Raw genomic sequence first — 22,338 nt, forward strand, 5'->3', positions numbered from 1 at the left:
ACGCCCCGCCCCGGACAACCGAGGACGGCTCAGTTGTGGTGCACCGCGGTGAACCGCGACGTGACGTGCAGGTCCGCCTCGATCCGCGCGGCGGTCTCCCGCAGGTGGGGCAGCACCTCGGCGAGGAACTCCGCCGGGGTCCGGCCGCCGCTGTGGGAGGCGACGTTGACCGCTGCCACCACCTTGCCCGCCCGGTCGCGCACCGGCACGGCGACCGAGCGCAGGCCGACCTCCAGCTCGGCGTCCACCAGCGCGTACCCGTCCCGCGCGACGGCGTCGAGCACGGCGTCCAACCGCTCCGGGTCGGTGATCGTGTGCGGGGTGAGCGCGGCGGGCGGCGCCGCGGCCAGCCGCGCGCGGTACTCGTCGACGGGCAGGTGGGCCAGCAGTGCGCGGCCCATGGCGGTGGCGTGCGCGGGCAGCCGGGTGCCGACGGCGATCTCCACGGACATGATCCGGCTGACCGAGGCGCGCGCGGTGTAGCGCACCTCCGCCCCGGACAGCACCGCCAGCGACGACGAGTCGCGCACCCGCTCGGCCAGCGCCTTCAGGTGCGGCGCGGCGATGACGGGCAGCGTGGTGCGCGACAGCGGCGGGAAGCCGAGGCCCAGCACGCGCGGGGTCAGGCTGAACCGGCGGCCGTCGGTGGTGACGTAACCGAGGTGCTCGAGGGTGATCAGCGCGCGCCGCGCGGTGGCGCGGGCCAGGCCGGTGGTCGCGGCGACGGCGGTGAGGGGCAGTTCCGCGCGACCGTCGCCGAACGCGGTCAGCACGGTCAGGCCCCGGGCCAGCGACTCCACGAAGCCCCGCCCCAGCTCCTGCTTGGTGGTCCCGGTCCAGGCGGCGAGGCCCAGCGCGTGCGGCGCGGGCGCGGGGGCGATCCGGCCGACGAGCGCGGCCTCCATCTCGGCCACCGCCGCGCACAGCCGGGGCAGCAGCTCGCGCTCCATCGAGGCCGTGCTGTGCCTGCTGGAGTGGCTGACCACGCTCGCCGCGCACGCCGTCTCGCCGGAGGGGTACCGCACCGGCACCGCGACGGCGAGCAGGCCGGGCTCGATCAGCTGGTCGTCGAGGGACCAGCCGTGCGCGCGGGCGAACCGCGCGCGCTCGTCGAAGTCGAGGTCGCCGCCGGTGCGCGGGGCCATCGGCGGGAAGCCGCGGTCGTCCGGGTCGGCGGCGCGCCGGGCGCGCCAGCGCGTCCAGTCCTCGTCGGTCCAGGACGCGGCGATCACGGTGCCCGCGGCGGTGCGCTCGGCGGGCAGCAGGTCGCCGAGCCGGAAGGTCACCGACATGGCGCGGCGGCGGGTCACCTGGTAGACGAACCGGATGCCGTCGCCGTCGCCGACCGCGAGCGACACGGACTCGTCCACCTCGTCGGCCAACGCGCGCATATAGTCGCCGAGGCGGCCCGGTAGGCCCGTCGCGGCGAGGTAGGCGTTGCCGAGGGCCATCAGTGCGGGGGCGAGCGTGACCGTGCGGCCCTCCAGGCGCACGAAACCCATCTGCGCGAGGGTCGCCACCAGGCGGTCGACGGTGGCCCGGGCCAAACCGGTGGCCCGTTGCAGGTCGCCCAGGGTGGGCGTGTGCTCGGCCGCGGTCAGCGCCCGGAGCACGGCGAGACCGCGGACCAGGGGGGCGACCGCCTCCGCGGGCTCCTCGATGTCCTCGGCTGCCGACATGCGCGCACTCCGTCTGCTCGGTCCTCGATCGCGAACCACCACAGTGAACACCGCCCGTCGCGACCCGGCCGACCCGCCCTCGGTCGGGTGATCTTCCCCCGGCGCGTCGGGGCGCGTCGCCCGCATCCTATAGGTGCATTGATTCAGTCAAGCAGGAATGGCGGGACGGGGCTTTCTCGTGGACGACTCGCGCTCGCGGGCCGGTGTTCTCGGCGCGGGTCGGTACGGGTGATCGCCGCCGGACCGATCGTCCGGTGGTGGCGCGGCAGGCAGGCGGCGGGGCGGTACTCGGGTGCGGTGGTTCGGCGGACTTTGGCTTGGCCAAGCCGAGTTCGCGGTCGCCCGCATGGCAGATCCGATGGTCTCCCGGTGTCGGCCGATGCGGATCCGGGGGTTTCCGCGCGCCTCTCCCGGGCTCCCCGGATATGGTCGGCCGCGCTCGACAACCCACCGGGGGAGCGGTGCGGATTTCCCATTCCGCGGGCGGCCGTGCGGCGCGCCGCGGCAGTCGGCACAGCCAGGGCCCCGGGCCGTGCCCGCTCGCGACCCGCGTGCGGCACCATGGATCATGGAAGGGTGACCGCCCACGCCGTCTTGTCCCTCCCCGACGGTCGCCGGATATCCTATGTGGACAAGGGCGCCGGATCGCCCCTGGTGGCCCTGCACGGCACCTTCGGCCGAGGCGCCGTCTTCGACCGCCTCGCCCACGACCTGGGCGCCGCCGTCCGCGTCCTGGCCCCCGACCAGCGCGGCCACGGCCTCAGCGATCCCGCCGACGACTTCTCCCGCGCGGCGTTCGTGGCCGATGTCGCCCGCTTCATCGAGGCCTTGGACGTCGGCCCGGTGGCACTGCTGGGCCACTCCCTCGGCGGCGTCACGGCCTACCAGGTCGCTGCTCGCCACCCACACCTGGTGGCCGCCCTCGTCATCGAGGACGTCGGCGCCGTCACGGACAGCTCGGTGGTCGACACCCCCGTCCTCGACACCCGCGGGTGGCCGCGATCCGCCCCCACCCGCGCCGCACTGGCCGCCGCCCTCATCGACCGCGGCATCCCCGACCCGACGTACTTCCTGCTCAGCGCCGTCGCCGAGAACGGCCAGTGGCGGTTCCTGTTCGACTGGGAACAGATGATGGCCGTCCAACGGGCGGGCGCGGGCTCCTGGTGGTCCGACTGGACCGCCGCCACCTGCCCCACCCTGCTCCTGCGCGCCACCCAGAGCCCGTTCCTACCCGCACCCCTGGCCGACGAGATGGCGGACCGCCGCCCCGGCACCGAGGTACTCACCTTCCCCACCGGCCACTGGATCCACGACGACGACCCGACGGGCTTCGCCACAGCCGTGGCGGACTTCCTGGACACCGTCAGCGGGTGACGGGATAGCCCGCCTGGAAGGCCGGTCGGCGTGGCGCGTCGGCGGTGACGCGATCGAGTTCGTCGTCCAACTCCATGAAGACCTCCCAGTCCGGCTTCCCGCTCGCCGCGGCCAGGCGGGCGACGACCAACCGCTCCAGATCGGTTACCCGTTTTCCCTTCCACACCTTGTCCGCCAAGCTCACCAGCAGCCCCTCGAAGTCCGCCGCCGTCCACGACGCGTGGTCGCGGGCGAACCGCGCCAGCCGCTCCTCGACCCCGCGCGCCAGCAGGAGTTCGTAGCCCGCCCGCTCGTGCTCGCTCCCCGACCCGCTCCGGCAGCGGTCGCATCCCCGGCTCGGTCCGCCCGGACACCGCCTGCCTCAACAGTCCCTCGATCACCTCGGCGACCGTACCCGCGCCGGCCCGCCGGTGGGGTGAACCCGGGCGGCTGTTCGGTGGACACCCCGACACGAGTGGTAGACCGGGAATGGCTCCTGCCCGTCGAAACCCTGGTGGTGCACATGAGCGTGGTTCCCCCACCCACCGGCGAGCCGAACCGCGACCCGGTCGGCGGCCACCCCACCGACTACCCGACGCACCAGACGATCGTCACGTTCGACGTGGAGGGCTACAGCGCGCCCCACCGCGACGACCGGGCGCGGGCGGTGGTCCGGGCGACCGCGTACCGCGTGGTGGAACAGGCTTTCCTGGCGGCGGGTGTGCCATGGGGCATATGTTTTCTGGAGAACACGGGGGATGGTGCGATCGTGATCGTGCCGCCCCAGGTGTCCAAGGTGCTCCTGCTGGACCCGATGCCGGGCTGCCTGCTGGCCGCGCTCGCCGAGCACAACCGCGGCGCGGAGTTGGGCCACCGGGTCCGGATGCGGCTCGCCGTGCACGCGGGGGAGGTGTCGGAGGACGAGCACGGCCGCTCCGGTGACGACCTCGTGCACGCGTGCAGGCTGCTCGACTCCGCGGACCTGCGCACCGCGCTCGCGCACGCCGGGGTGCCGCTCGCGGTCATCGTGTCCGACGCGATCTACGACGGCATCGTGCGCCACCGCTACCGGGGCATCGACCCGACCACCTACCACCCGGTGTCGGCTCGGATCAAGAACGGCCGCGCGCACGGCTGGATCCACCTGCCCGGCACCACCGAGATCCCGGTCACCGGCGCCCCCGCGGCCCCCGAACCATCCACATCGGACTCGCCGACGCCGCGCCAGCTGCTGCCCGCGCCCGCGTCGTTCGTGTGCCGCGAAACCGAGATCGACGCCCTGGACGCGGCCTCCCGCGAACACCGGCTGCTGATGGTCGTCGGCCCGCCCGGCGTCGGCAAGACGGCGCTCGGGCTGCGGTGGGCGCACCGGGTCCGCGAACGCTTCGACGGCGGCCAGCTCTACGCCGACCTCGGCGGTCCGCACGACGAGGTGTCCCCGCAGGACGTCCTCGGCCGGTTCCTGCGGGCGCTCGGCGTCGCCGCGGCCAAGGTCCCCGTCGACCTCGCCGAACAGGCCGCCCTGTTCCGCTCCCTCACCGCGCGGGCGCGGCTGCTCGTCGTCCTCGACAACGCGGTGACCACCGCGCAGGTGCGGTACCTGCTCCCCGCGTCACCGGACGCGGTCACCCTGGTCACCAGTCGATCCCGGCTCGGCGGTCTGGTCGCGCACGGCGCGCGCACCGTCGAGCTGGCCCCGCTGTCCACAGCGGACGGTACGGCCCTGCTCGGCCGCCTGGTTGGACCAGCCAGGGTGGCGGCGGAGCCGGACTGGGCGCGACGGCTCGCCGCCCTGTGCGCGGGGCTGCCGATCGCGTTGTGCGTGGTGGGCGCCCGACTCGCGACCCGGGTCCGGTGCTCGCTGGAACGCGCGGTGCGCGACCTGCTCGACGAACGACGCAGGCTCGCCCGGCTCACCTTCGGACCAGACCTCAGCGTAGAGGTGGTTTTCGCCATGTCCTACCAAGCGCTCTCCGCACCCGCCGCCCGGCTCTACCGGCTCGTCGGCCTGCACCCCGGCGCCGACTTCACCCTCGGCGTCGCCGCCGCGGCCGTCGGCGACTCGCCCGGCCACGCGCAGGCGTGGCTCGACGAGCTGATGGAGGCCAACCTCGTCGACGAACCGCTCGCCGACCGGTACCGCTTCCACGACCTCATCCGCCTGCACGCCGCCGACCGCGCCCGCGCCGAGGAGGGCGAGCGGGCGAGCGCGGCGGCGGTCCGGCGCATGGCCGACTGGTACCTGCACTCCGCGGCCGCCGCCACCGCGAAGACCACGCCCCACCGCACGGGCTTCCACGTCGACGTGGCGCAGGAGCCGGTCGACCCCACCGAGTTCACCGGCCACGGCGACGCGCTCGACTGGCTCGACACCGAGCGGACGAACCTGCTCGCCGTCGCGGGCGAGGCCATGGACCGCGGCTGGGCGCCCACCACCTGGCAGATCGCCGACGCCATGTGGGGCCTGTTCCTCTACCGCCAGCACTACGGCGACTGGCTGCGGTTCGACACGCTCGCCATCCAGGCCGCCCAGAGCGCCGCCGACCGGGCCGCCGAGGCGCTCGCGTCCGACCGCGTCGCCCTGCTGCACCACGCGCTGCGCCGCAACGACGAGGCACTGACCCACATGGCGCGAGCCCGCAGCTGGTGGCAGGAGTCCGGCGACCGGCACCGCGCGGCCGGGTCGCTGGAGCGCTTCGGGTTCGTCTACCTCGACCAGGGCGAGGTCGAGCTGGCGCTGCGGCACTTCCGCGGCGCGCTGGCCGGGTACCGCGAACTCGACCAGTCCCGCAGCGTCGGTCTGGCGCTGATCAGCGTGGGCCGGGCCCTGCTGGCCGCCGACCGCCCCGGGGAAGCCGCCGGGTACCTGCGCGAGGCGGTCACCACCCTGGGCACGCTCGCGGTGCCGGACGAGTACAACCGGCCGCGGGCCCTGATCGCCCTCGGCCGCGCCGAGACGGCACTGGGGGACGTCGACGAGGCGGGGGAGCGGCTGCGGGCCGCGCTGGCCGCGATGGAGTCCGCCGACTCCCCGCTGGGCCAGGCCGACGCCTACTTCGCGCTCGGGGAACTCCACGAACGCCTGGGCAACCGTGTCGAGGCACGGCGCCACTACGAACGCACAGCGGCGCTCTTCGACGACCTGGGCAACCCAGGCGCGAATGAGGTCCGCGAGCGGGTACGGGCGTTGTAGCGCGTTCAGACCAGGAACACCCGGTGGTAGGTGGCCGCGACCGGATCGTCGGCCGCCTCCACTACGGGTTCACCCGACACCTCGACCCACGCGTGGAAAGTCTGCGGGTCGACCGCGAAGCCGAAGCACCAGTCCACACCGCGCTGGAGGACCGCGCCGATCAGGACCGCCGTGAGCGACAGCTCCAGGCACGCCACCCGCCCCGGGTAGTGCCTGCTCACCCACCTCGCCGCGGCGAGCCAGGCGACCACCTGCGCGGGCGTGGCCGTCTCCCGTACCCGGCCGCGCTTGACGCGGCTCACGGCAGTCGTGGAGAGGCGGAACGGTAGGCGTAGGAGAAGCAGGGCGACGGGAAACGCCACTACGGCGGCGAGGCGCTCGGTGAGACCGCTCGGGCGTTGCACCGGCGGTAAGGCCATCAGCACGCCGTGCGCCTCGCGGCGCTCGGTCGGCTCCACCAAGCCGAAGCGGACCAACTCGGCCACGAGCGCCTCCACGTCGTGCCGGATGCGGTCGGCCGGTACGCCGGGGAACCGGTCGACCAAGGCGGTGACCGCGGCGTCGACGTCGTGGTGGGCCTTGAGGTGCGCGAAGAACTCGGCGCCGGTCGCGTTGAGCCGGTGCCAGTGCCCGGTGGTCGCGTTGAGCAGCACGAGGTGCCCGTTGCCGTCGTCCCGGGAGTGCACGGTCTCCGGCACGGTGAACCAGCTCACGGGGAACCCCTCTCACGCAACCACAACTCGACCGCGAACACCTGGTTGAGCGCGCTCCACGGCACCGGCAGCCCGTCGATCGCGCCTTCGAGCACCGGCCGGACCCGCGCGGCGTCGAGCAGCCCGTGGTCGGCGGCGGCGGACTCGGCGAGCAGCGCCCGCAGTCGCGGCGCGGCCCGGCGGACCCCGGCGTAGGCGTCGCGGGAGTAGGCGCCCTTGGTGGGTCTGGTCAGCACCGCGTCCGGGACCAGCCCGGTCAGGGCCGCGCGGAGCAGCGGCTTGGGCGCGCTCGGGTCGGCGCGCCGGGCCGCGGTCAGGGAGAGGCAGGCGCGCACGACCGCGGCGTCGAGGAAGGGCGCGTGCACGGCGATGCCGTACCGCTCGCCCTCCACCCGCAGCGCGCGCTGGGTGAGGTTCTGCAGCCGCAACCAGCCCCGGGTGACGAGGTCGCCCAGGTGCTCGTCCCGGTCCGGCTCGTCGGCGAGCGCGGCGAGCCGGTCGGCGAGGCCCGCCGCGGCGGCCCGGGTCAGCCAGTGCGCCTGCGGGGTGCCGACGAGGGTGACCTGGTCGTCGGCCCAGTCGGTCGGCCCGCGCTCGCAGCCCCGCCGCAGGTGCGCGGCGAGGTCGAGGAGGGCGCGTCGGCGGCCGGTGGTGCCGACCTGGACGGCGCGGCGGAAGAGGCGGGTGGGGGACAGGGTGCGCAGGCGGGCCCAGGCGCGGCAGTGCCGCCAGAGGGTGGTGAGGTCGCCGTGCCTGGCGAGGTCCGCGAGGTAGGCGGCGGGCGGGCTGAGCAGCACGTCGCCCGCCTCGCCGACCAGGTGGGCGCGCGCGCCGAGCGCGGCGGCGTGCGCCAGCCGGGCCCGGAAGCTGCCGAGCGAAATCGGGGTCACGTGCGGTTCCCCGGTCGCGGCGACCAGCCTTTGGTAGGGCAGGTGTTCGCCCGATGTGGTCACGACGTGGTGCCGCAGGACCGGGGAAAGTGCCACGTATCGCGCCGCCCGGTCCACGTCATCGGCAACGGGGGCGTCGGGGTTGCGGAAAGTGATGACCGGTAACTCATCGGTGTACTCCGCCGCGAGGAATGCCAGCGACGTGGAATCCAGCCCTCCGCTGAAATCGGACACGACCCGCGGGGTATCCGCGACCCGGAGCCGAATCGATTCGAGCAGCGCCGATCGCAGTCGATAGGCGGCGTCGGCGATCGTCGCCGCGGAATCGACTCGTATCGGGTCGAGATTGTCCACCCGCGTACCCTCGGCGGCCATTCGGATCGTCGCGCCGCCGGGCACTTGACAGACGCCGGTGAACATGGTGGCCGACGCGAAGAGATCGGCGATCGAGGGGCAGGCCAGGCAGGCCGCCGCGGTGCCGGTGTCGAGGGGCGCGCGGACGGCCGCGGCGACCGCCCCGGGGTCGTCACCGACCACCGCGCGGGTGGGGGAGCGCGCGGTGTAGAGCGGGAACTGGCCGGTCGGGTCGGTCCGGAGCAGGATCTCGCCCGGCCGCTCGACGGCGACCGCGAAGGCGCCCGGGGCCCGGGCGAGCGCGTCGAGCCGGTCGGCCGCCGTCCGCCCCGCCGTCGGGTCGGCGATTTCTCGGAGCCCGAGGCAATTCCCCACCACGAATGCGCGGCAGCTCTCGTCCTTGAATTGAAGCGAATCGGAATTCGAGACGGTGAACCGCCATTTTTCGCGGCGGTCCGGCCCGTCGTGGTCGGTGGCGTCAGCGACCAGTAACACGCGGTTTCACTATCGGCTCAGCCGTACTCCTGGCCATTGGCATCCGGCGTTCCCGAGCCACTGCCGAACGTTACCTCGAAAGCGGGTCCGAGGTCGATCACGACCGGTGGCTGATAGTTGGGCTCAGGTGTGCGGGGCTGGACTTCAGCCGTAGCGGCGCTGTCGCTCAAATTCGCCTCCGAACGTTCTACTTCGGACCGTCAAGACCCAATTACCAGGAGTTAATGGTAGCGGCGCGTGTCACCACCCGCCAGGGGTGATCCTTCACGCGTATTGACGGAACTTGGACACGCGGCGAGAACCGAGAGTTCCTTAGGTTGGAGGTTGATGTCGGGTCGAACTGAACACAATCTCGTGTTCACGCCGCGGTGCATTGGGCGACCCGACTACCATCTCGCGTAGGGTCTACGGTAGGCAGTCTTCAAGTAGAAGACAACGGGGAGGGCGTGGTGAGCGCAAGTACATCCGAGGGAACGGTCCCCAGCGCGCGCGCGTTGCTGTGGACGCCGTCGGACTCCGTCCGCGACGCGAACCGCCGGAAGATCATCCGAGCGGTGATGGCCGGTCCGGGCACGCAGGTCAGCATCGCCCGGCAGGCCGACCTGTCCCAGGCCACGGTCTCCACCGTCATCACCGAGTTGCAGGGCGAGGGGATCGTCCGGGTCGACAACACCGAGGGCGAGCGCGGCAAGCGGGTGCGGCTCGGCGCGGTCCGCGGTGTCGCGGTGGGCGTGGAGGTCAACCACAACGGGCTGACCGTCGCGGCCCGGCGCGTCGACACCTCGACCGTCGAGCACGAGTCCGTCGACTTCGGGTCGGACCAGGGCGGCGCGATGTGGGTGCGCGAGGCGGCCCGGCTGATCCGGGAACTGGCCGCGCAGACCGGGCTCGACGAGGAGCACATCGTCTCCATCGGGATCGGGCTGCCCGCCGCCGTCGACCCGCGCAGCGGCGCCATCGCCCAGGTCGCCGCGTCGCTGTCGTGGGACCTGTCCGGCAACCCGCAGAGCCGGTTCCAGGACCACTTCCCCAACGTACCGGTCATCGTGGACAACGAAGCGAACCTCGCCGCGTACGGCGAGCAGGTCTACGGTGCCGGGCGCGGTCGGGAGACCATGCTGTTCGTCAAGGCGTCCACCGGCATCGGGTCCGGCCTGATCATCGGCCGCCGGATCTACCGCGGCAGGCACGGCCTGGCGGGCGAGGTCGGGCACCTGACCATGGACCCGCAGGGCATCGTCTGCCGCTGCGGCAACCGGGGCTGCCTGGAGACCGTCGTGGGCGGCACCCGGCTGCTCGACCAGGTCCGGCAGGCCTACGCCGGGTACCGGATGGACCTGCCGACCAGCCTGGAGAGCATGATCGAGCGGGCCAAGAGCGGCGACGTGGTGTGCAGGCGGATCCTGCAGGACGCGGCCCGCACCATCGGGGTCGCGCTGGCCAGGGTGTGCAACGTGGTGAACCCCGAGATCGTGGTGCTCGGCGGCGAGCTCGGCCGGGCGGCGGACTTCCTGGTCGACCCGCTGCAGTCCTCGATCCGGCTCTACGCCCTGCGCGGGATGTTCGACAGCGGTGTCGAGCCCATGGTGGTGGCGGGTTCCGAGCTGGGACTGCTGGCCGGGGCGCGCGGTGCGCTGGCATTCGCCCTGCAGATCGATCGGACGGTCGAATTGTAGACAACTTGGCTCGCGCTCTGACTTTGCCTTGACTTCGAATCGAAGAGTCGTACGCTTTCGGTAGCGGACCCGAGGTTCGCGTTCGGGGGTGGGGAGAGCGGGGTGGCGGCCGGTTCGGTGCGTCGGACGTGGTGGTGGCTGAGGGGCGACCACCACGGCGGGCGCGCGCGGCAGTAGCGCGGTCTTCGGCCCTTTCCCCTGAGATGGAGGAAGGGTGAGTGCCATGACGACTCCTGCGCCGTCCCCAGGGGGCGAGAACCAGCGGTCCCCGATGTCGCGGCTGAGCGAGCGGTACCCGGCGATCCGCCGCGTGCCGTCCGCGCTGCGGCGCCGGATCCGGGTCGTGGAGCGTCCGGACGAGACCGTGGCCCGGGTGGTGGAGGCGCGGCCCGAGCAGGCCCGCTGGGGCAGCACCGGCTACCGGCGGACGGTCCTGCTCGGCGCCCACACCGTGACCAGCTTGATGCGGTTGGAGGACATCTGCGTTCTCCTCGAAGACGACCCCCGCGTGCAGCTGGTCTACACCCAGGTGCCCGACCGGCTCGGCACCGGCGTGGCGAAGCGGCTGGGCGAGCTGGAGGTGCGGGTGGTGCCGTGGGAGGAGGCCGTCGACACCCGGTACGACCTGGCCATCTCCGCCAGCCTGCACCGCATGGAGGACGTCCCGGCGCTGCGCCGGTTCGCGGCCCCGCACGGCGCGGGCTACAACAAGCTGTGGCCCCGCTGGTCGCACCCGGGCGCGGAACGGCCGGTCTACGGCCTCGACCGGGAATCCCTGCTGGACCGCGATGGCTCGCTCGTCTTCGATTCGCTGGTCCTGCCGCACCCGGACCACCTGCGCACCCTCGCCCGCCAGTGCCCGGAGGCGGTGCCCGCGGCGATCGTCGCGGGCGACCCGTGCTTCGACCGGCTGGTCGCCTGCCAGGCCGACCGCGAGCGGTTCCGCGCGGGGCTGGGCGTGCGCACCGGTCAGACACTGGTCGCGGTCGCCTCCACCTGGGGTCAGGAGTCGCTGCTGTGCAGGCAGTTCGACCTGCTGGCCGCGCTGCCCGCCGCCCTCCCGGCCGACCACCGGGTGATCGCGACGCTGCACCCGGCGGTGTGGTCGGAGCACGGCTCCCGACAGGTGCGCACGTGGCTGCGCAAGGCGCGCGAGGCCGGGGTGGACCTGGTCGACGTCGGCGAGGACTGGCGGGCCCTGGTCGCCGCGGCCGACGTGCTGATCGCCGACCACAGCTCGCTGACCGCGTACGCCGCCGGGGTGGGCGTCCCGGTGCTGCTGAGCCACTTCCCCGACCTGGACATCGACCCGGACTCCGTGCTGGCCGAGCTGGCGGCGTGCAGCCCCCGGCTCGACTCGACGGTGCCGCTGCCCGTCCAGCTGGGCGCGGCCCGGGCCGCGCGGGCCGAGCAGTGGGAGATCGCCCGCCGCCGGGTGGCGACGGCCCACGGCCTGTCGGCCGACCTGATCCGCCAGACCCTCTACCGGCTCCTCGACCTGACCGAGCCCACCACCTCCGCGGCGTGGCCGGTGGTCCCGGTCCCGCGCCTGGTGGTCAACATGTGACTACCGGATCGCCGCGGGCCGGGCCCGGAAGGCACCACGCGCCAAGGCGATCAGCAGGACGGTGGTGAGGAGCAGGGCGCCGCCATCGGTGACGAGGGAAGGGAGGAGACCCGCCGGGCCGTAGCGGTCGGCGGTGGCGTCGGAGACCTCGAACGGGATCATGAACACCCCGGCGGCCTGGCAGGCGTTGACGGCCAGGGCGACCCAGAGCGGCCACCGGTGCGAGGTCAGGGCGGATACACCCAGGGCGTTGCCGACGATGAAGACGCAGCCCACCAAACGGAAGGCGGACAAGAACCCCGGCGCGTCCGCGGCGGCCTGGTCCGGGGTGTTGCCCGCCAGGACCATGGTCCGCTCGATGAGCGGCAGGTCGACTATGCCGAAGTTCTGCACCGCGGTGCCGATGGTGAACACCAGTGAGCACACCGCGACGGTCCAACGGAATCCGGTCACCTCGAACCCCCTTTTCTTGGTGATAAGGAGATTCTGGCACCGATGGGGTGCCTCGGGTGGCGTTCGGGACTACCGGTCCCGGCGGACCTCGGTCCGCAGCGTGGGCTTGTGGACCTTGCCCGATGCCGTGCGGGGCAACGAGGTCACGAAGGTGAAGCGGGTGGGGACCTTGTAGCCCGCCAGCCGCTCCCGCAGGTACGCGCGCAGGGCGTCGGCCTCGGGTGCCGCGGCGGCGCCCACGACGAACGCGTGGCCGGTCTCGCCCCACTTGGTGTCCGGTACGCCGATCACCGCCGCCTCGGCCACGTCCGGGTGCCCGGTCAACGCGTTCTCCACCTCGGCCGGGTAGACGTTCTCGCCGCCCGAGATGTACATGTCCTTCACCCGCCCCACTATGTGGTGGTGGCCAGCGTCGTCGACGCGGGCCAGGTCGCCGGTGCGGAACCAGCCGTCCGGGGTGAAGGCCGCCGCGGTCGCGTCGGGGGCGTTCCAGTAGCCCGGGGTCACGTTCGGGCCGCTGACCTCCAGCTCCCCGAGGTCTGACAGGCGGACGTCGGTGAAGAACACCGGCAGGCCCGCGGACCCGATGTGGGTGGCCGTCCGGCTCGCCTCCAGGTACGTCACCCCCGGCGCCGTCTCCGTCATCCCGTAGCCCTGGCTCAGCACCAACCCGCGGTCGAGGTACGTCCGGATCAGCGACTCCGGCACCGGCGCGCCCCCGCACATCAGCTCCCGCAACGAGGACAGGTCCGCCGACGCCCACCTCGGCGACGCCGCGAGCGTGGCGTACATCGTCGCCACGCCGAACATCCAGGTCACACGGAACCGCTCCACGAGGTCCAGGCAGTGGTCCGGGTCGAAGCCGGGGGTGAGCACCGCGCAGCCGCCCTTGGCCAGGGTCGGGAGCAGGGTCTGGGCGAGGGCGGCGATGTGGAACAGGGGCGCCGACACCAGGGTGACCTCGTCGGCCGAGACGTCGACGCCGACGAGCACGTTGGCCGTGTTCCAGATCAGGTTGGCGTGGCTGAGCACCGCCCCCTTCGGCCGCCCGGTCGTCCCCGAGGTGTAGAGGATCATCGCGGGGGCGTCCACCGGCACCGGGGGAGCGGCGGGCGCGTCGCCGCCGCCCCCGGGCCAGTCCGCGTCGACCTCGATCGTCCGTGTGGCGCCAGGCGCCGGGTGCGCGGGGTCGTGGACCAGGACCGCAGGGGCGGCGTCGGTCAGCTGGTAGGCCAGTTCGGGTCCGGTCAGCCGGAAGTTCAGGGGGACGAAGATCGCGCCGACCAGTGTGGTCGCGAACAGCGTGTCGACGAACGCCGGGTGGTTCTGGCCGAGGTAGGCCACCCGGTCACCGGCCGCCACCCCCGCCGCGACCAGCCGGGACGCCAGCGCGTTCACCCGGCGGGACAGCTCCGCGTAGGTCGTGGACCTCCCCTCGAAGACCAGTGCCGTGCGGTCCGGCGTCATCAGCGCGCGCCGGGCGGGCCAGCCGCCGATTCCGTTGCCCCACACCTCAACTCCCCTCCGCCGGAAGCTCTCCGCGACCGGTCTCCCGCAGCGCCAGCACGCACGCCGCGGACACGGCGCAGAACACCGCGATCGTCACCGACACCGGGACCGTCGACGCGCCGGACCCCCGCTGGAGTTCCGCGAAGATCAGTGGTGCGAACCCGGCGCCCAGCCCGGCGACCTGGTAGCCGAGCGACGCCCCGGTGTACCGGCTGCCGGTGGCGAACAGCTCCGCGTACAGCGCCGCCAGCGGTCCGAACAACATCGGGTGCAGTATTCCCTGTCCCACCACCAAAGCGAGCACGAGTGGCGCGTCCCCGCCCGCACGGACCAGTGGGAACAGCCCGAACCCGAACAGCGCGATCAGCACGGCCCCGGCGAACATGACCGGCCGCCTGCCGACCCGGTCCGAGAACGCCGACCAGGCGAGGACCCCGACCACCGCGGTCGCCGACGAGATCGTGAGCGCGTCCAGCACGTCCTGCCGCCCGTGTCCGACCCGCACCCCGTAGGACAGCACGAACGTGGTCAGCGTCGCCTGGAAGACGAAGGCCGCCAACCCGGTCCCGATTCCCAGCAGCAGCGCCCGCGGGTGTTCGCGCAGCACCGCCACGACCGGGATCCGGTGCCGCTTCGCGGAAACGAACGCGGGCGGTTCCTCGACCCGGGACCGCACGAACATCCCGACCGCCAGCAGCACGATGCTGAACAGGAAGGGGATCCGCCAACCCCAGGCGAGGAAATCCGCCTCGGAGGTCAGCCCGGCGGTCACCGACAGCGCCACGGTCGACAGCAGGCTGCCCGCCGGGCCGCCCGCGTTGGTGAACCCGGCCCACAGCCCGCGTCGAGACTTCGCGTGCTCGACGGAGAGCAAGACCGATCCGCCCCACTCGCCGCCCACCGAGATACCCTGCACGACCCGTAGCAGCACCAGCAGAACCGGGGCCGCCACGCCGACTTGCGCGTAGCCGGGCAGTAAGCCGATCAGGAAGCTGGACCCGCCCATCAGGATCATGGTCAGCACCAGCATCCGCTTGCGCCCCAGCCGGTCCCCGAAGTGGCCGAACACCAACCCGCCCAGCGGCCGGGCCAGGTAGCCGGTCGCGAACGTCCCGAAACTGGCCACGGTCGCCAGACCCGGTTCCAGGCCGGGGAAGAAGACCTTGCCGAAGACCACCGCCGATGCCGTGGCGTAGAGCAGGAAGTCGTAATACTCGATCGCGCTGCCGAGGAAGCTGGACGCGACCGCGCGCCGCAGCACCGGGGAAGTGGTCATGGCGGGCCCCTCGTCATTGAGGTACCGGATGGGGGAGTCAGGCGTAGTGGCGGTAAACCGCGCGCGCGACGCAGGCGGGCTTGACCGAGCCCGCGATCTCGATGGTGAAATCGCAGGACAGCTGCACGCCGTCGCCGGGCACGTCGAGCACCTCGACGACCTTGCCGGACAGGCGGATCTTGGCTCCCGACGGCACCGGCGCGGGGAAGCGGACCTTGTCCAGCCCGTAGTTCACGCTCATCCGCACGTCCTCGACCACCAGCAGGTCGCTGAACAGCGGGATGAGCAGCGACAGCGTGAGGTAGCCGTGCGCGATGGTCCCGCCGAACGGGCCCGCGGCGGCCCGCTCGGGGTCGGTGTGGATCCACTGGTGGTCGTCGGCGGCGTCGGCGAACCCGTCGATCCGCTCCTGCGTGACCTGCATCCACGCACCGGGGCCGAGGTCGACGCCGGTCAGCCCGCGCAAGCCGGGCAGTCCCTTGGCGGTGGTGGTCATCGCGGGTCTCCTTCCGTGGTCAGGCCGAGCAACCGGGCCGCGTTGTCCTTGAGCACGCGGGGTCGCACCTGGGGGTCGATGTCGAGCTTGGCGAAGTCCGCCAGCCAGCGGTCCGGTGTGAGCACCGGGTAGTCCGAGCCGAACAGGACCTTGTCCTTGAGCAGCGTGTTGGTGTAGCGCACCAGCTGCGGCGGGAAGTACTTGGGGGACCAGCCGGAGAGATCGATGTGCACGTGTGGTTTGTGCGTGGCTACCGCCAAAGCCTCGTCCTGCCAGGGAAAGGAAGGGTGGGCGAGGATCACGCGCAATTCCGGGAAATCGACGGTGACGTCATCGACGAGCATCGGGTTGGAATACCGCAGGCGGATTCCGCCGCCGCCCGGGACGCCTGCGCCGATTCCCGTCTGTCCGGTGTGGAACAGCGCGGAGACGCCCAATTCCTCGATGGCCTCGTACAGGGGGTAGGCCATCCGGTCGTTGGGCGCGAAACCCTGAAGGCTGGGGTGGAACTTGAACCCGCGCACGCCGTGCTCGGTCGCCAGCCGTCGAGCCTCGCGCACCCCCGCTTTCCCGCGCCAGGGATCGATGCTGGCGAACGGGATGAGCACGTCCGGGTGTTCGGCGCAGTCCTCCGCGATCTCCTCGTTGGAGAGCCGCGGGTGGCCGGTGGCGTGCTCGGCGTCCACTGTGAACACCACCGCCGCCATCCGGCGTTCCCGGTAGTGCGCGGCGATCTCGGGGATCGTCGGCTGCCGGTGGTCGTGAGCCTTGAAGTACCCGGCGGACGCGGCCAGCAGCTCCGGGCTCAGCGAGCCGCGGCCGTCCCGGGAGACCTCGGCGTGGGTGTGCACGTCGATGGCCACCAGGTCGTCGAGGGCGATCCCCATGTCAGGAAACCCTCTGCGGGGCGGGGATCCCGTAGGTCTCGGGTTCCGCGCCGATCCCGGTGGCCCAGGAATCGGCGATCTCGTCGGCGATCCAGCCGCCTTCGGAGTAGGCGACGGTCTTCTCCGAAGGGTGCGACCACAGGGAGAGCTTGTCCCCGCCGATTCCGATCGCCTGCCCCGTAACGCCTTCTGCGGCATCCGAGGCCAGGTAGACCACGAGCGCCGCAGCGTCCTCGGGGGTGCCGAAGCCCTCGTCGTGGCGCAGCCAGGCGGGTAACGGCGCGCCGGTGCGCTCGGCCTCGCCGATGGCCTCGGTGAACGCGGGGATCGTCTTCGTCATCTCGGTCGCCGCGATCGGCACGATGGCGTTGACGGTGATCCGCGACCGGGCCAGTTCCATGGCCCAGGTCCGCGCCATGGCGGCGATCCCGGCCTTGGCGGCGGCGTAGTTGGTCTGCCCGAAGTTGCCGCGCTGCCCGGCCGGTGAGCCCACCAGGACCAGGCGCCCGCCGCCCTGCTCGCGCATCCGGATCGCCGCGGCCCTGGCGCAGGTGAACGTGCCGCGCAGGTGCACCCGGACCACGTCGTCGAAGTCCTCATCGGACATCTTCCACAGCACGCGGTCGCGCAGGATGCCCGCGTTGGTGACCATGACGTCCAGCCGCCCGAACTCGGCCACCGCGGTGTCCACGAGGCGCTGGGCGACCTCGCTCGTGCCGACCGGCGCGACGACCACCGCGGCCCGCTCGCCCTCGGCGGTGATCGCCGCCGCGACCTCGTGCGCGGCGTCGGCGTCCACGTCGTTGACCACGACCGCCGCCCCCGCCGCGGCCAGCGCCGTGGCGTACGCGCGGCCGAGCCCGCGTCCGCCGCCGGTGACCACCGCGACCTTGCCTGACAGATCCATCTCCGCCTCCCGTGCTCGTCGACCCAAAGTACGGCACTCTCGTTACGGCCGTCAATGAAGTGCCCAACGTTGGCGGCGGTTACGCTGCGGCCATGACCGACGCACCGCGGCCCCAGGCCCTGATGCTCAACTTCCTGGGCCTGCACGTGCTCGGCCGGGACGTGGCCGTCTACTCCGGCAGCGTGATCGAGGTGTTCGCGCGGGTCGGCGTGTCCGAGGAGGCCGTGCGCTCGACGCTGACCCGGATGGCGGGCCGCGGCCTGCTGGCCCGCCACCGCAGCGGTCGGAAGGTCTACTTCGGACTCACCGCGCGGTCGGCCGCGGTGCTCGAGGACGGCAGGAAGCGGATCTGGGAGACCGGCGCGGTCAACCACGACACCGGCGGCGACTGGACGCTGGTCGGGTTCTCGCTGCCCGACAGCCGCCGCGGCGACCGGCACGACCTGCGCACCCAGCTGAGCTGGGCGGGTTTCGGGCCGCTGCAGAACGGGCTGTGGATCGCCCCCGGCCGCCGGGACGTTGACGCGATCGTCGACCACCTGGGCCTGGCCGACCACGTGACGGTGCTGACCGCGCGCCCCACCGACACGACCGGGTCGGCCGACCTGGTGCGCAAGGCCTTCGACACCGCGACCATCGCCGCCCGGTACACCGGGTTCCTGACCACATGGGACGTGCCCGAACCGCTGCCTGCGGTCCCCGACCACCTGGCCAGGCAACTGCTCCTGCACACCGACTGGCTCCAGGTCGTCCGCCAGGACCCGCACCTGCCCGCCGAACACCTGCCCGCCGACTGGCCCGCCAGCCCGGCCGAGCAGGTGTTCCGCCGCCTCGACGCGGACTTGCGCGGCGAGGCGGCGGACCTGGCGGCGGCGATCCTGGACGAACTCCCGGACCGCCCGCCCGCCTAGCCCCTGGTCAGGGGCACGGGCCGGAAGGTGGCGTACGGGGAGAACGCGCCCAGGTCGGCGGCCTTCGCGGCCGCGTTGAGGGACGCGGGGGTGGTGCGGTCGGCCCAGGAACCGGTGTCCAGCCGGTACTCCAGGGCGCGCAGCGCAGCGAGGTAACCCGCGGGCTGGAAGGCGCAGTGGCCGCTGCCCTGCACGAAGGCCTGGCGCAGGAGGTCCTGGGAGCCCGCGCGGCGCACGCGCGTGGCGTAGGACTCCTCGTGCTCGACCGGGATCAGCTGGTCGGCCACGGTGTGGATGTTCAACTCCGGCACGGCGAGCTTGCCGGTGGCGGTCGACGTCGCGGTCAACGTCCGCACGGCGCCCGGGTCGGCCTTGATGTCGGCGCGCCGGGTGAGCCGGGTCAGGTCCGCGCGCAGGTCGAGGCCCGCCTGCCGGTACAGGGCCGTGACCTGCGCGTACTGGGGGCTGCGGGTGATCAGTGCCGAGTAGTCGACGCCCGCGGTGGCCGCGCTGTTGCCGCCCGCGGCCAGCTCGACCTGGTAGCGGCCGGTGACGGTGAACGGCAGGACCAGTTGGATCAGCTGCGCGGCCTGCTGCCGCTGCTGGGCGGCGTAGTCGCGCGGATCGGGCGCGGTGGGGCCGGTGAACCAGGTGGGGGCGTTGTAGAAGGCGGCCGCGAGCGCGGTGCGGGCCCGGCCCTGGGCTGTGTTCTGGGCCTTCTTGGTGGCCTCGACCAGCGCGTTCGCCGCTGTCGTCGCCTGCTGGGGGTTGGCGTAGCGGACCAGTTGGACGTGCTGGTCGGCGGCCAGTAGTTCGCTGATCGCGTAGGCGCCGTCGAGTTGGTAGTCGTTCAGGCTCACACCGCCCGCGACCAGCCCGCACGTGGTGAGCGCGCCGTGGATCCGGCTCGCCCCGCGCTCCGCCTCCAGCGCGCTGACCAGCCCGCCCATCGACTGCCCCCAGGCGATGACCCGCTTGGCCTTGCCGGTGTGCGCCTCGGCGGCGGCGAGCGCGCCGAACTGGTCGTCGACGGCGGTGGCCAGCGCCCAGTCCGACGGTCCGGAGTAGGAGGAGCCGACGAGCGCGTACCCCTGGTCGAGCAGGGCGTCGTGGGTGGCGGGGTCGGGGGCGTTCTGCGGCCGCAGCGGGCCGAAGCCGTGGCTGAACAGGACGGTCGTGCCGTTGGGGTGCTCTGGCACGTCGGCGATCCAGGCCGCGCCGTCGGGGAGGGTGCTGGTGTAGTGGGTGCTGCCGGTGGCGGCGTCGGCGGCCACCACCCCCGCGGTGACGGCGGCGGTGGCGCAGGCGGCCGCGAGCAGGGTTCTCACAGTGCGCACAGGTACTCCAGGGTGGAAGTGGTGAACTTGGCCGGAAGTCGGCCAGTGGAATGCGCGGGCCCCGTGGGATCGGGTGGCGCCGCGGTGAAGAGCCACCAGCATCGCCACCGACCGCGACGGCTGTCAACCGCCGGTTTTTACCGGATGCGCTGGTGTGGCAGGGTTCTGCGGCGTCGACTCAGGCGGAGTCGTTTCCGGAAATGGTGAAGTTATGCGCGCAGGGCGATTTTCTGTGTGGACGCTTCTGCGTCGATCGACGGTTTGTATCGGAGCGGACTAGCTATTCTTTTCCGTGGAGTTCCAATAGTCGACGGCGCCTTGCAGGACCGTGCGGAAAAGCGCGAAGTTGACCGGCTTGTAGATGTAGCTGTCCGCGCCCGCGGCGTAGCAGCGGTCGATGTCGGCCGATGTCGTCGAGGACGTCAGGACGATGATGGTGAGGTCCGCGAAGGCGGGGTCGGCGCGCACGTCGGCCAGGACCTGGTAGCCGTCGGTGGCGGGCATCGACAGGTCGAGGAACATCAGGGCGGGCCGGGGCCGGGTCGTGTCGCGCAGGCGGTCGAGGACGGTGTCGCCGTCGGGGAGGAACTCGAGCGTGAGCTCCGGGTGCGACCGGGACAGGGCGCGGTCGATGGCCTCCCGGTCGACCTCGCTGTCCTCGACGACGAGCACCAGGCGGTCGTCGGGCGCGGGCCTCACGCCACCAGTTCGGTCCACGCCTGGTCTCCGTTCGCGTCGGTCAGGTCGATCCGGGCCCAGCGGGCGTCGCCGGTCACCGTGGCGCGGATCTCGCCGGGGTGCTCGGCGAGGAACGCGAGGAGCTCCTCGGGCGGGGGGAGGTCCGGGTTCAGCGCCCGCACGGCGGCGGTGACGGCGTCGGTCACCTCCGCCGACGGCAGCGCGCGGTCGAGCACCGGCGGGCCGAGGTAGCGGATGGCCAGCACCGCCACGTCGTCGTTGACGTGGTAGCGGTCCGACCCGGTGAGCAGGGCGTCGACCAGTCGGGCCGTCGGCAGCGCCCGCAGCTCGCCCAGTGTCCGCGCCAGCTCCGAGTCGCCGAAGAAGCCGCCGTCGGGGTCGCGGGCCTCGATCAGGCCGTCGGAGAACAGGACCACGAGGTCGCCGGGGCGGAGCAGGTCGACCGCCGAGCGCAGCCGCAGGTCGGCGAGCACCCCGACGAGCCGACCGGTGCAGCCGCACTCGTGCACCGTTCCCTCCCGCCGCACGAGCAGCGGCGCCGGGTGCCCGGCGGCCAGCGTCTCCAGCCGCAGCCCGTCCGGCTCGACCGGGCCCAGGGTGGCGGTGGCGATGGTCAGGAACCGCGAGATGCGGTTGCGCAGCATCTTCGCGTTCAGCGTCCCCAGCGCGTGCCGGGGCGACCCGCCCTCGGCCAGCACGGTCTCCAGCGTGTGCCGGGCCAGGCCGGTCAGCGCCGCCGCGGGCGCCCCGCGACCGCACACGTCGCCCACCAGCGCGATCACCGTGCCGCCGGGCTGGTCGACCACGCCGTAGAAGTCGCCGCCGACCTCCATCGTGTGGTCCGCCGCGTTGTACCCGGCCGCCAGCTCCACGCCGGGCACCTCCGGCAGCACCGCGGGCAGCAGGTGCTGCTGCAGCGACACCACGTCGTGGCGGCGCTGCTCGTAGAGCGTCGCGTTGTCGATCGCCAGCGCCGCGCGGCTCGCGAGGTCGCGCAGCAGCCGCGTCGAGTTCCGCCTGCCCGAGCCCCGGCGGTGGAAGAACGTCAGCAGGCCCACGTCCCGGCCGCGGGCGCGGAGCACGCCGATCGTCATGGTGTCCAGCCCGACCTCGGGGGGCAGCCCGGCGGGCCGGGCCTCGTCGTCCAAACCGGACCGGTCCGCGCCGTCGACCAGCGCCTGCCCCGCCCAGCGACCCGCAGCCAGGTGCTCGGTGAGCAGGCGCTCGCGCTGGGCGTCCACGTGCGCGGCGGCGATCGGCGCCATGCCGCCGTCCTGTCGGATGTGGATCGCGGCGCCGTCGGCCAGCGCGGGCACCACCATGCGCAGCACCGCGCGCAGCGTGTCCGCGATGTCGAGCGAGGCGTCCATCCGCAGCGACGCCTCGGCCAGCAGCGCGTCGAGGGCCTGGCGGTCCTCCAGCACGCGCTGCTCGCCGATGCGGTGGTCGGCGGCGATGACCACCTCGGTCGCCTGGGCCAGCGCGGTGGTGACCTCTGGTCGGGGCTCGTCGACGGCTATCCCGAGCACGCCCTGCCCGCGCTCGGCGGCGTCGAAGGCGACGACCAGCAGACCGGCAGCGGCCAGCCGCTCGGCCAGACCGGGGGAGAGGTCGGTCACCTCGGCCAGGGTGAGGTGGCGGATCGGGTCACCGGAGGTGAGCGCGGACACCAGCCCGCACACCTCCTCGGCCAATCCCGGCGGACCGGACTGGAGGCCGGTCGCGTCCGCCCAGCGCGTGACCTGCACCCGACCGTCCGCGCCGACCCGCACCCCGAACACCGCGCGCACACCGGGCAGCGACAGCAGACCCGTGTACAGCTCGCGCGCGAGCTGCCGCGTGCTCAACGCCCCGAACGCGGACCGCCACAGCGTGTGCAGGCGGTCCGGCCAGGAGTCCGATCTCGGGTCCAACTTCCCTCTCCGGTCGGTGTTCGGCGCGCG

The 22,338-nt window shown here is 73.0% G+C and carries 18 protein-coding genes; 5 read left to right on the plus strand and 13 right to left on the minus strand.

Annotation, left to right across the window (positions count from 1 at the left end):
- Positions 1–29: 29 nt before the first annotated feature.
- Positions 30–1,679 carry an IclR family transcriptional regulator domain-containing protein gene (locus tag CLV40_RS40500; RefSeq protein ID WP_104476533.1) on the minus strand — a complete coding sequence of 550 codons (1,650 nt, stop codon included), beginning with the start codon at positions 1,677–1,679 and terminating at the stop codon, positions 30–32.
- Positions 1,680–2,255: 576 nt separating this feature from the next.
- Between CLV40_RS40500 and CLV40_RS02830 the strand changes: the two genes are divergently transcribed.
- On the plus strand, positions 2,256–3,053 hold the full coding sequence (locus CLV40_RS02830; protein ID WP_245930984.1) for an alpha/beta fold hydrolase: 798 nt from the start codon (positions 2,256–2,258) through the stop codon (positions 3,051–3,053).
- Here the strand turns inward: CLV40_RS02830 and CLV40_RS02835 are convergent.
- A complete protein-coding gene (locus CLV40_RS02835) occupies positions 3,043–3,237 on the minus strand; it encodes an SPX domain-containing protein (RefSeq protein ID WP_104476537.1) in 195 nt (64 codons plus the stop codon). The genes CLV40_RS02830 and CLV40_RS02835 overlap by 11 nt on opposite strands.
- A gap of 318 nt (positions 3,238–3,555) precedes the next feature.
- On the opposite strand from CLV40_RS02835, the gene CLV40_RS02840 reads away from it, so the two are divergent.
- Positions 3,556–6,225: an ATP-binding protein gene (locus CLV40_RS02840; RefSeq protein ID WP_104476806.1), complete on the plus strand. Its 2,670-nt coding sequence runs from the start codon at positions 3,556–3,558 to the stop codon at positions 6,223–6,225.
- 5 nt (positions 6,226–6,230) lie between these two features.
- On the opposite strand, the gene CLV40_RS02845 is transcribed toward CLV40_RS02840, so the two are convergent.
- Positions 6,231–6,938 carry a lasso peptide biosynthesis B2 protein gene (locus CLV40_RS02845; protein WP_104476539.1) on the minus strand — a complete coding sequence of 236 codons (708 nt, stop codon included), beginning with the start codon at positions 6,936–6,938 and terminating at the stop codon, positions 6,231–6,233.
- On the minus strand, positions 6,935–8,677 hold the full coding sequence (locus tag CLV40_RS02850; protein WP_104476541.1) for an asparagine synthase-related protein: 1,743 nt from the start codon (positions 8,675–8,677) through the stop codon (positions 6,935–6,937). Before CLV40_RS02850 ends, CLV40_RS02845 begins: the two co-directional genes overlap by 4 nt.
- A 449-nt stretch (positions 8,678–9,126) precedes the next feature.
- Between CLV40_RS02850 and CLV40_RS02855 the strand changes: the two genes are divergently transcribed.
- Together CLV40_RS02855 and CLV40_RS02860 are read left to right on the plus strand one after the other, a co-directional pair.
- Positions 9,127–10,353, plus strand: coding sequence for an ROK family transcriptional regulator (locus tag CLV40_RS02855; protein ID WP_245930987.1), 1,227 nt, complete (start codon positions 9,127–9,129; stop codon positions 10,351–10,353).
- A 223-nt stretch (positions 10,354–10,576) separates the two neighbouring features.
- Entirely contained in the window at positions 10,577–11,920 is a 1,344-nt protein-coding gene (locus CLV40_RS02860) for a CDP-glycerol glycerophosphotransferase family protein (protein WP_146107905.1), read from the plus strand.
- Here CLV40_RS02860 and CLV40_RS02865 read toward each other — a convergent pair whose 3' ends face one another.
- From CLV40_RS02865 to CLV40_RS02890, 6 genes are all read right to left on the minus strand, one after another.
- Positions 11,921–12,373 (minus strand): hypothetical protein, encoded by a 453-nt coding sequence (locus CLV40_RS02865; protein ID WP_104476545.1) that lies wholly within the window; start codon positions 12,371–12,373, stop codon positions 11,921–11,923.
- A gap of 69 nt (positions 12,374–12,442) precedes the next feature.
- Entirely contained in the window at positions 12,443–13,885 is a 1,443-nt protein-coding gene (locus CLV40_RS02870; protein ID WP_104476547.1) for an acyl-CoA synthetase, read from the minus strand.
- A 1-nt stretch (position 13,886) separates the two neighbouring features.
- Positions 13,887–15,158 carry an MFS transporter gene (locus CLV40_RS02875; protein WP_104476548.1) on the minus strand — a complete coding sequence of 424 codons (1,272 nt, stop codon included), beginning with the start codon at positions 15,156–15,158 and terminating at the stop codon, positions 13,887–13,889.
- 37 nt (positions 15,159–15,195) lie between these two features.
- Positions 15,196–15,654, minus strand: coding sequence for a MaoC family dehydratase (locus CLV40_RS02880; RefSeq protein WP_104476550.1), 459 nt, complete (start codon positions 15,652–15,654; stop codon positions 15,196–15,198).
- Positions 15,651–16,541, minus strand: a complete 891-nt coding sequence (locus tag CLV40_RS02885; protein WP_104476552.1) for an amidohydrolase family protein — start codon at positions 16,539–16,541, stop codon at positions 15,651–15,653. Before CLV40_RS02885 ends, CLV40_RS02880 begins: the two co-directional genes overlap by 4 nt.
- Before the next feature lies 1 nt (position 16,542).
- Entirely contained in the window at positions 16,543–17,448 is a 906-nt protein-coding gene (locus CLV40_RS02890) for an SDR family oxidoreductase (RefSeq protein WP_104476553.1), read from the minus strand.
- 92 nt (positions 17,449–17,540) lie between these two features.
- Between CLV40_RS02890 and CLV40_RS02895 the strand changes: the two genes are divergently transcribed.
- Positions 17,541–18,359: a PaaX family transcriptional regulator gene (locus tag CLV40_RS02895; protein WP_104476555.1), complete on the plus strand. Its 819-nt coding sequence runs from the start codon at positions 17,541–17,543 to the stop codon at positions 18,357–18,359.
- On the opposite strand, the gene CLV40_RS02900 is transcribed toward CLV40_RS02895, so the two are convergent.
- From CLV40_RS02900 to CLV40_RS02910, 3 genes are all read right to left on the minus strand, one after another.
- Complete coding sequence (locus CLV40_RS02900) at positions 18,356–19,696, minus strand: alpha/beta fold hydrolase (protein ID WP_104476557.1); 1,341 nt, start codon at positions 19,694–19,696, stop codon at positions 18,356–18,358. The two genes, CLV40_RS02895 and CLV40_RS02900, sit on opposite strands and share 4 nt — an antisense overlap.
- Positions 19,697–19,972: 276 nt before the next feature.
- Positions 19,973–20,395 (minus strand): response regulator, encoded by a 423-nt coding sequence (locus CLV40_RS02905; RefSeq protein ID WP_181043285.1) that lies wholly within the window; start codon positions 20,393–20,395, stop codon positions 19,973–19,975.
- A complete protein-coding gene (locus tag CLV40_RS02910) occupies positions 20,392–22,308 on the minus strand; it encodes a PP2C family protein-serine/threonine phosphatase (protein ID WP_104476561.1) in 1,917 nt (638 codons plus the stop codon). Before CLV40_RS02910 ends, CLV40_RS02905 begins: the two co-directional genes overlap by 4 nt.
- Between the last annotated feature and the right edge of the window lie 30 nt (positions 22,309–22,338).

This window comes from Actinokineospora auranticolor (assembly GCF_002934265.1).
Classification (GTDB): Bacteria; Actinomycetota; Actinomycetes; order Mycobacteriales; family Pseudonocardiaceae; genus Actinokineospora; species Actinokineospora auranticolor.

What these genes read in the sequence shown, in the direction of transcription:
- CLV40_RS02840 (WP_104476806.1), top strand. Translation starts at nt 3,556, where the DNA reads ATGAGCGTGGTTCCCCCACCCACCGGCGAGCCGAACCGCGACCCGGTC.
- CLV40_RS40500 (WP_104476533.1), bottom strand. Translation starts at nt 1,679, where the DNA reads ATGTCGGCAGCCGAGGACATCGAGGAGCCCGCGGAGGCGGTCGCCCCC.
- CLV40_RS02885 (WP_104476552.1), bottom strand. Translation starts at nt 16,541, where the DNA reads ATGGGGATCGCCCTCGACGACCTGGTGGCCATCGACGTGCACACCCAC.
- CLV40_RS02890 (WP_104476553.1), bottom strand. Translation starts at nt 17,448, where the DNA reads ATGGATCTGTCAGGCAAGGTCGCGGTGGTCACCGGCGGCGGACGCGGG.
- CLV40_RS02875 (WP_104476548.1), bottom strand. Translation starts at nt 15,158, where the DNA reads ATGACCACTTCCCCGGTGCTGCGGCGCGCGGTCGCGTCCAGCTTCCTC.
- CLV40_RS02880 (WP_104476550.1), bottom strand. Translation starts at nt 15,654, where the DNA reads ATGACCACCACCGCCAAGGGACTGCCCGGCTTGCGCGGGCTGACCGGC.
- CLV40_RS02860 (WP_146107905.1), top strand. Translation starts at nt 10,577, where the DNA reads ATGACGACTCCTGCGCCGTCCCCAGGGGGCGAGAACCAGCGGTCCCCG.
- CLV40_RS02895 (WP_104476555.1), top strand. Translation starts at nt 17,541, where the DNA reads ATGACCGACGCACCGCGGCCCCAGGCCCTGATGCTCAACTTCCTGGGC.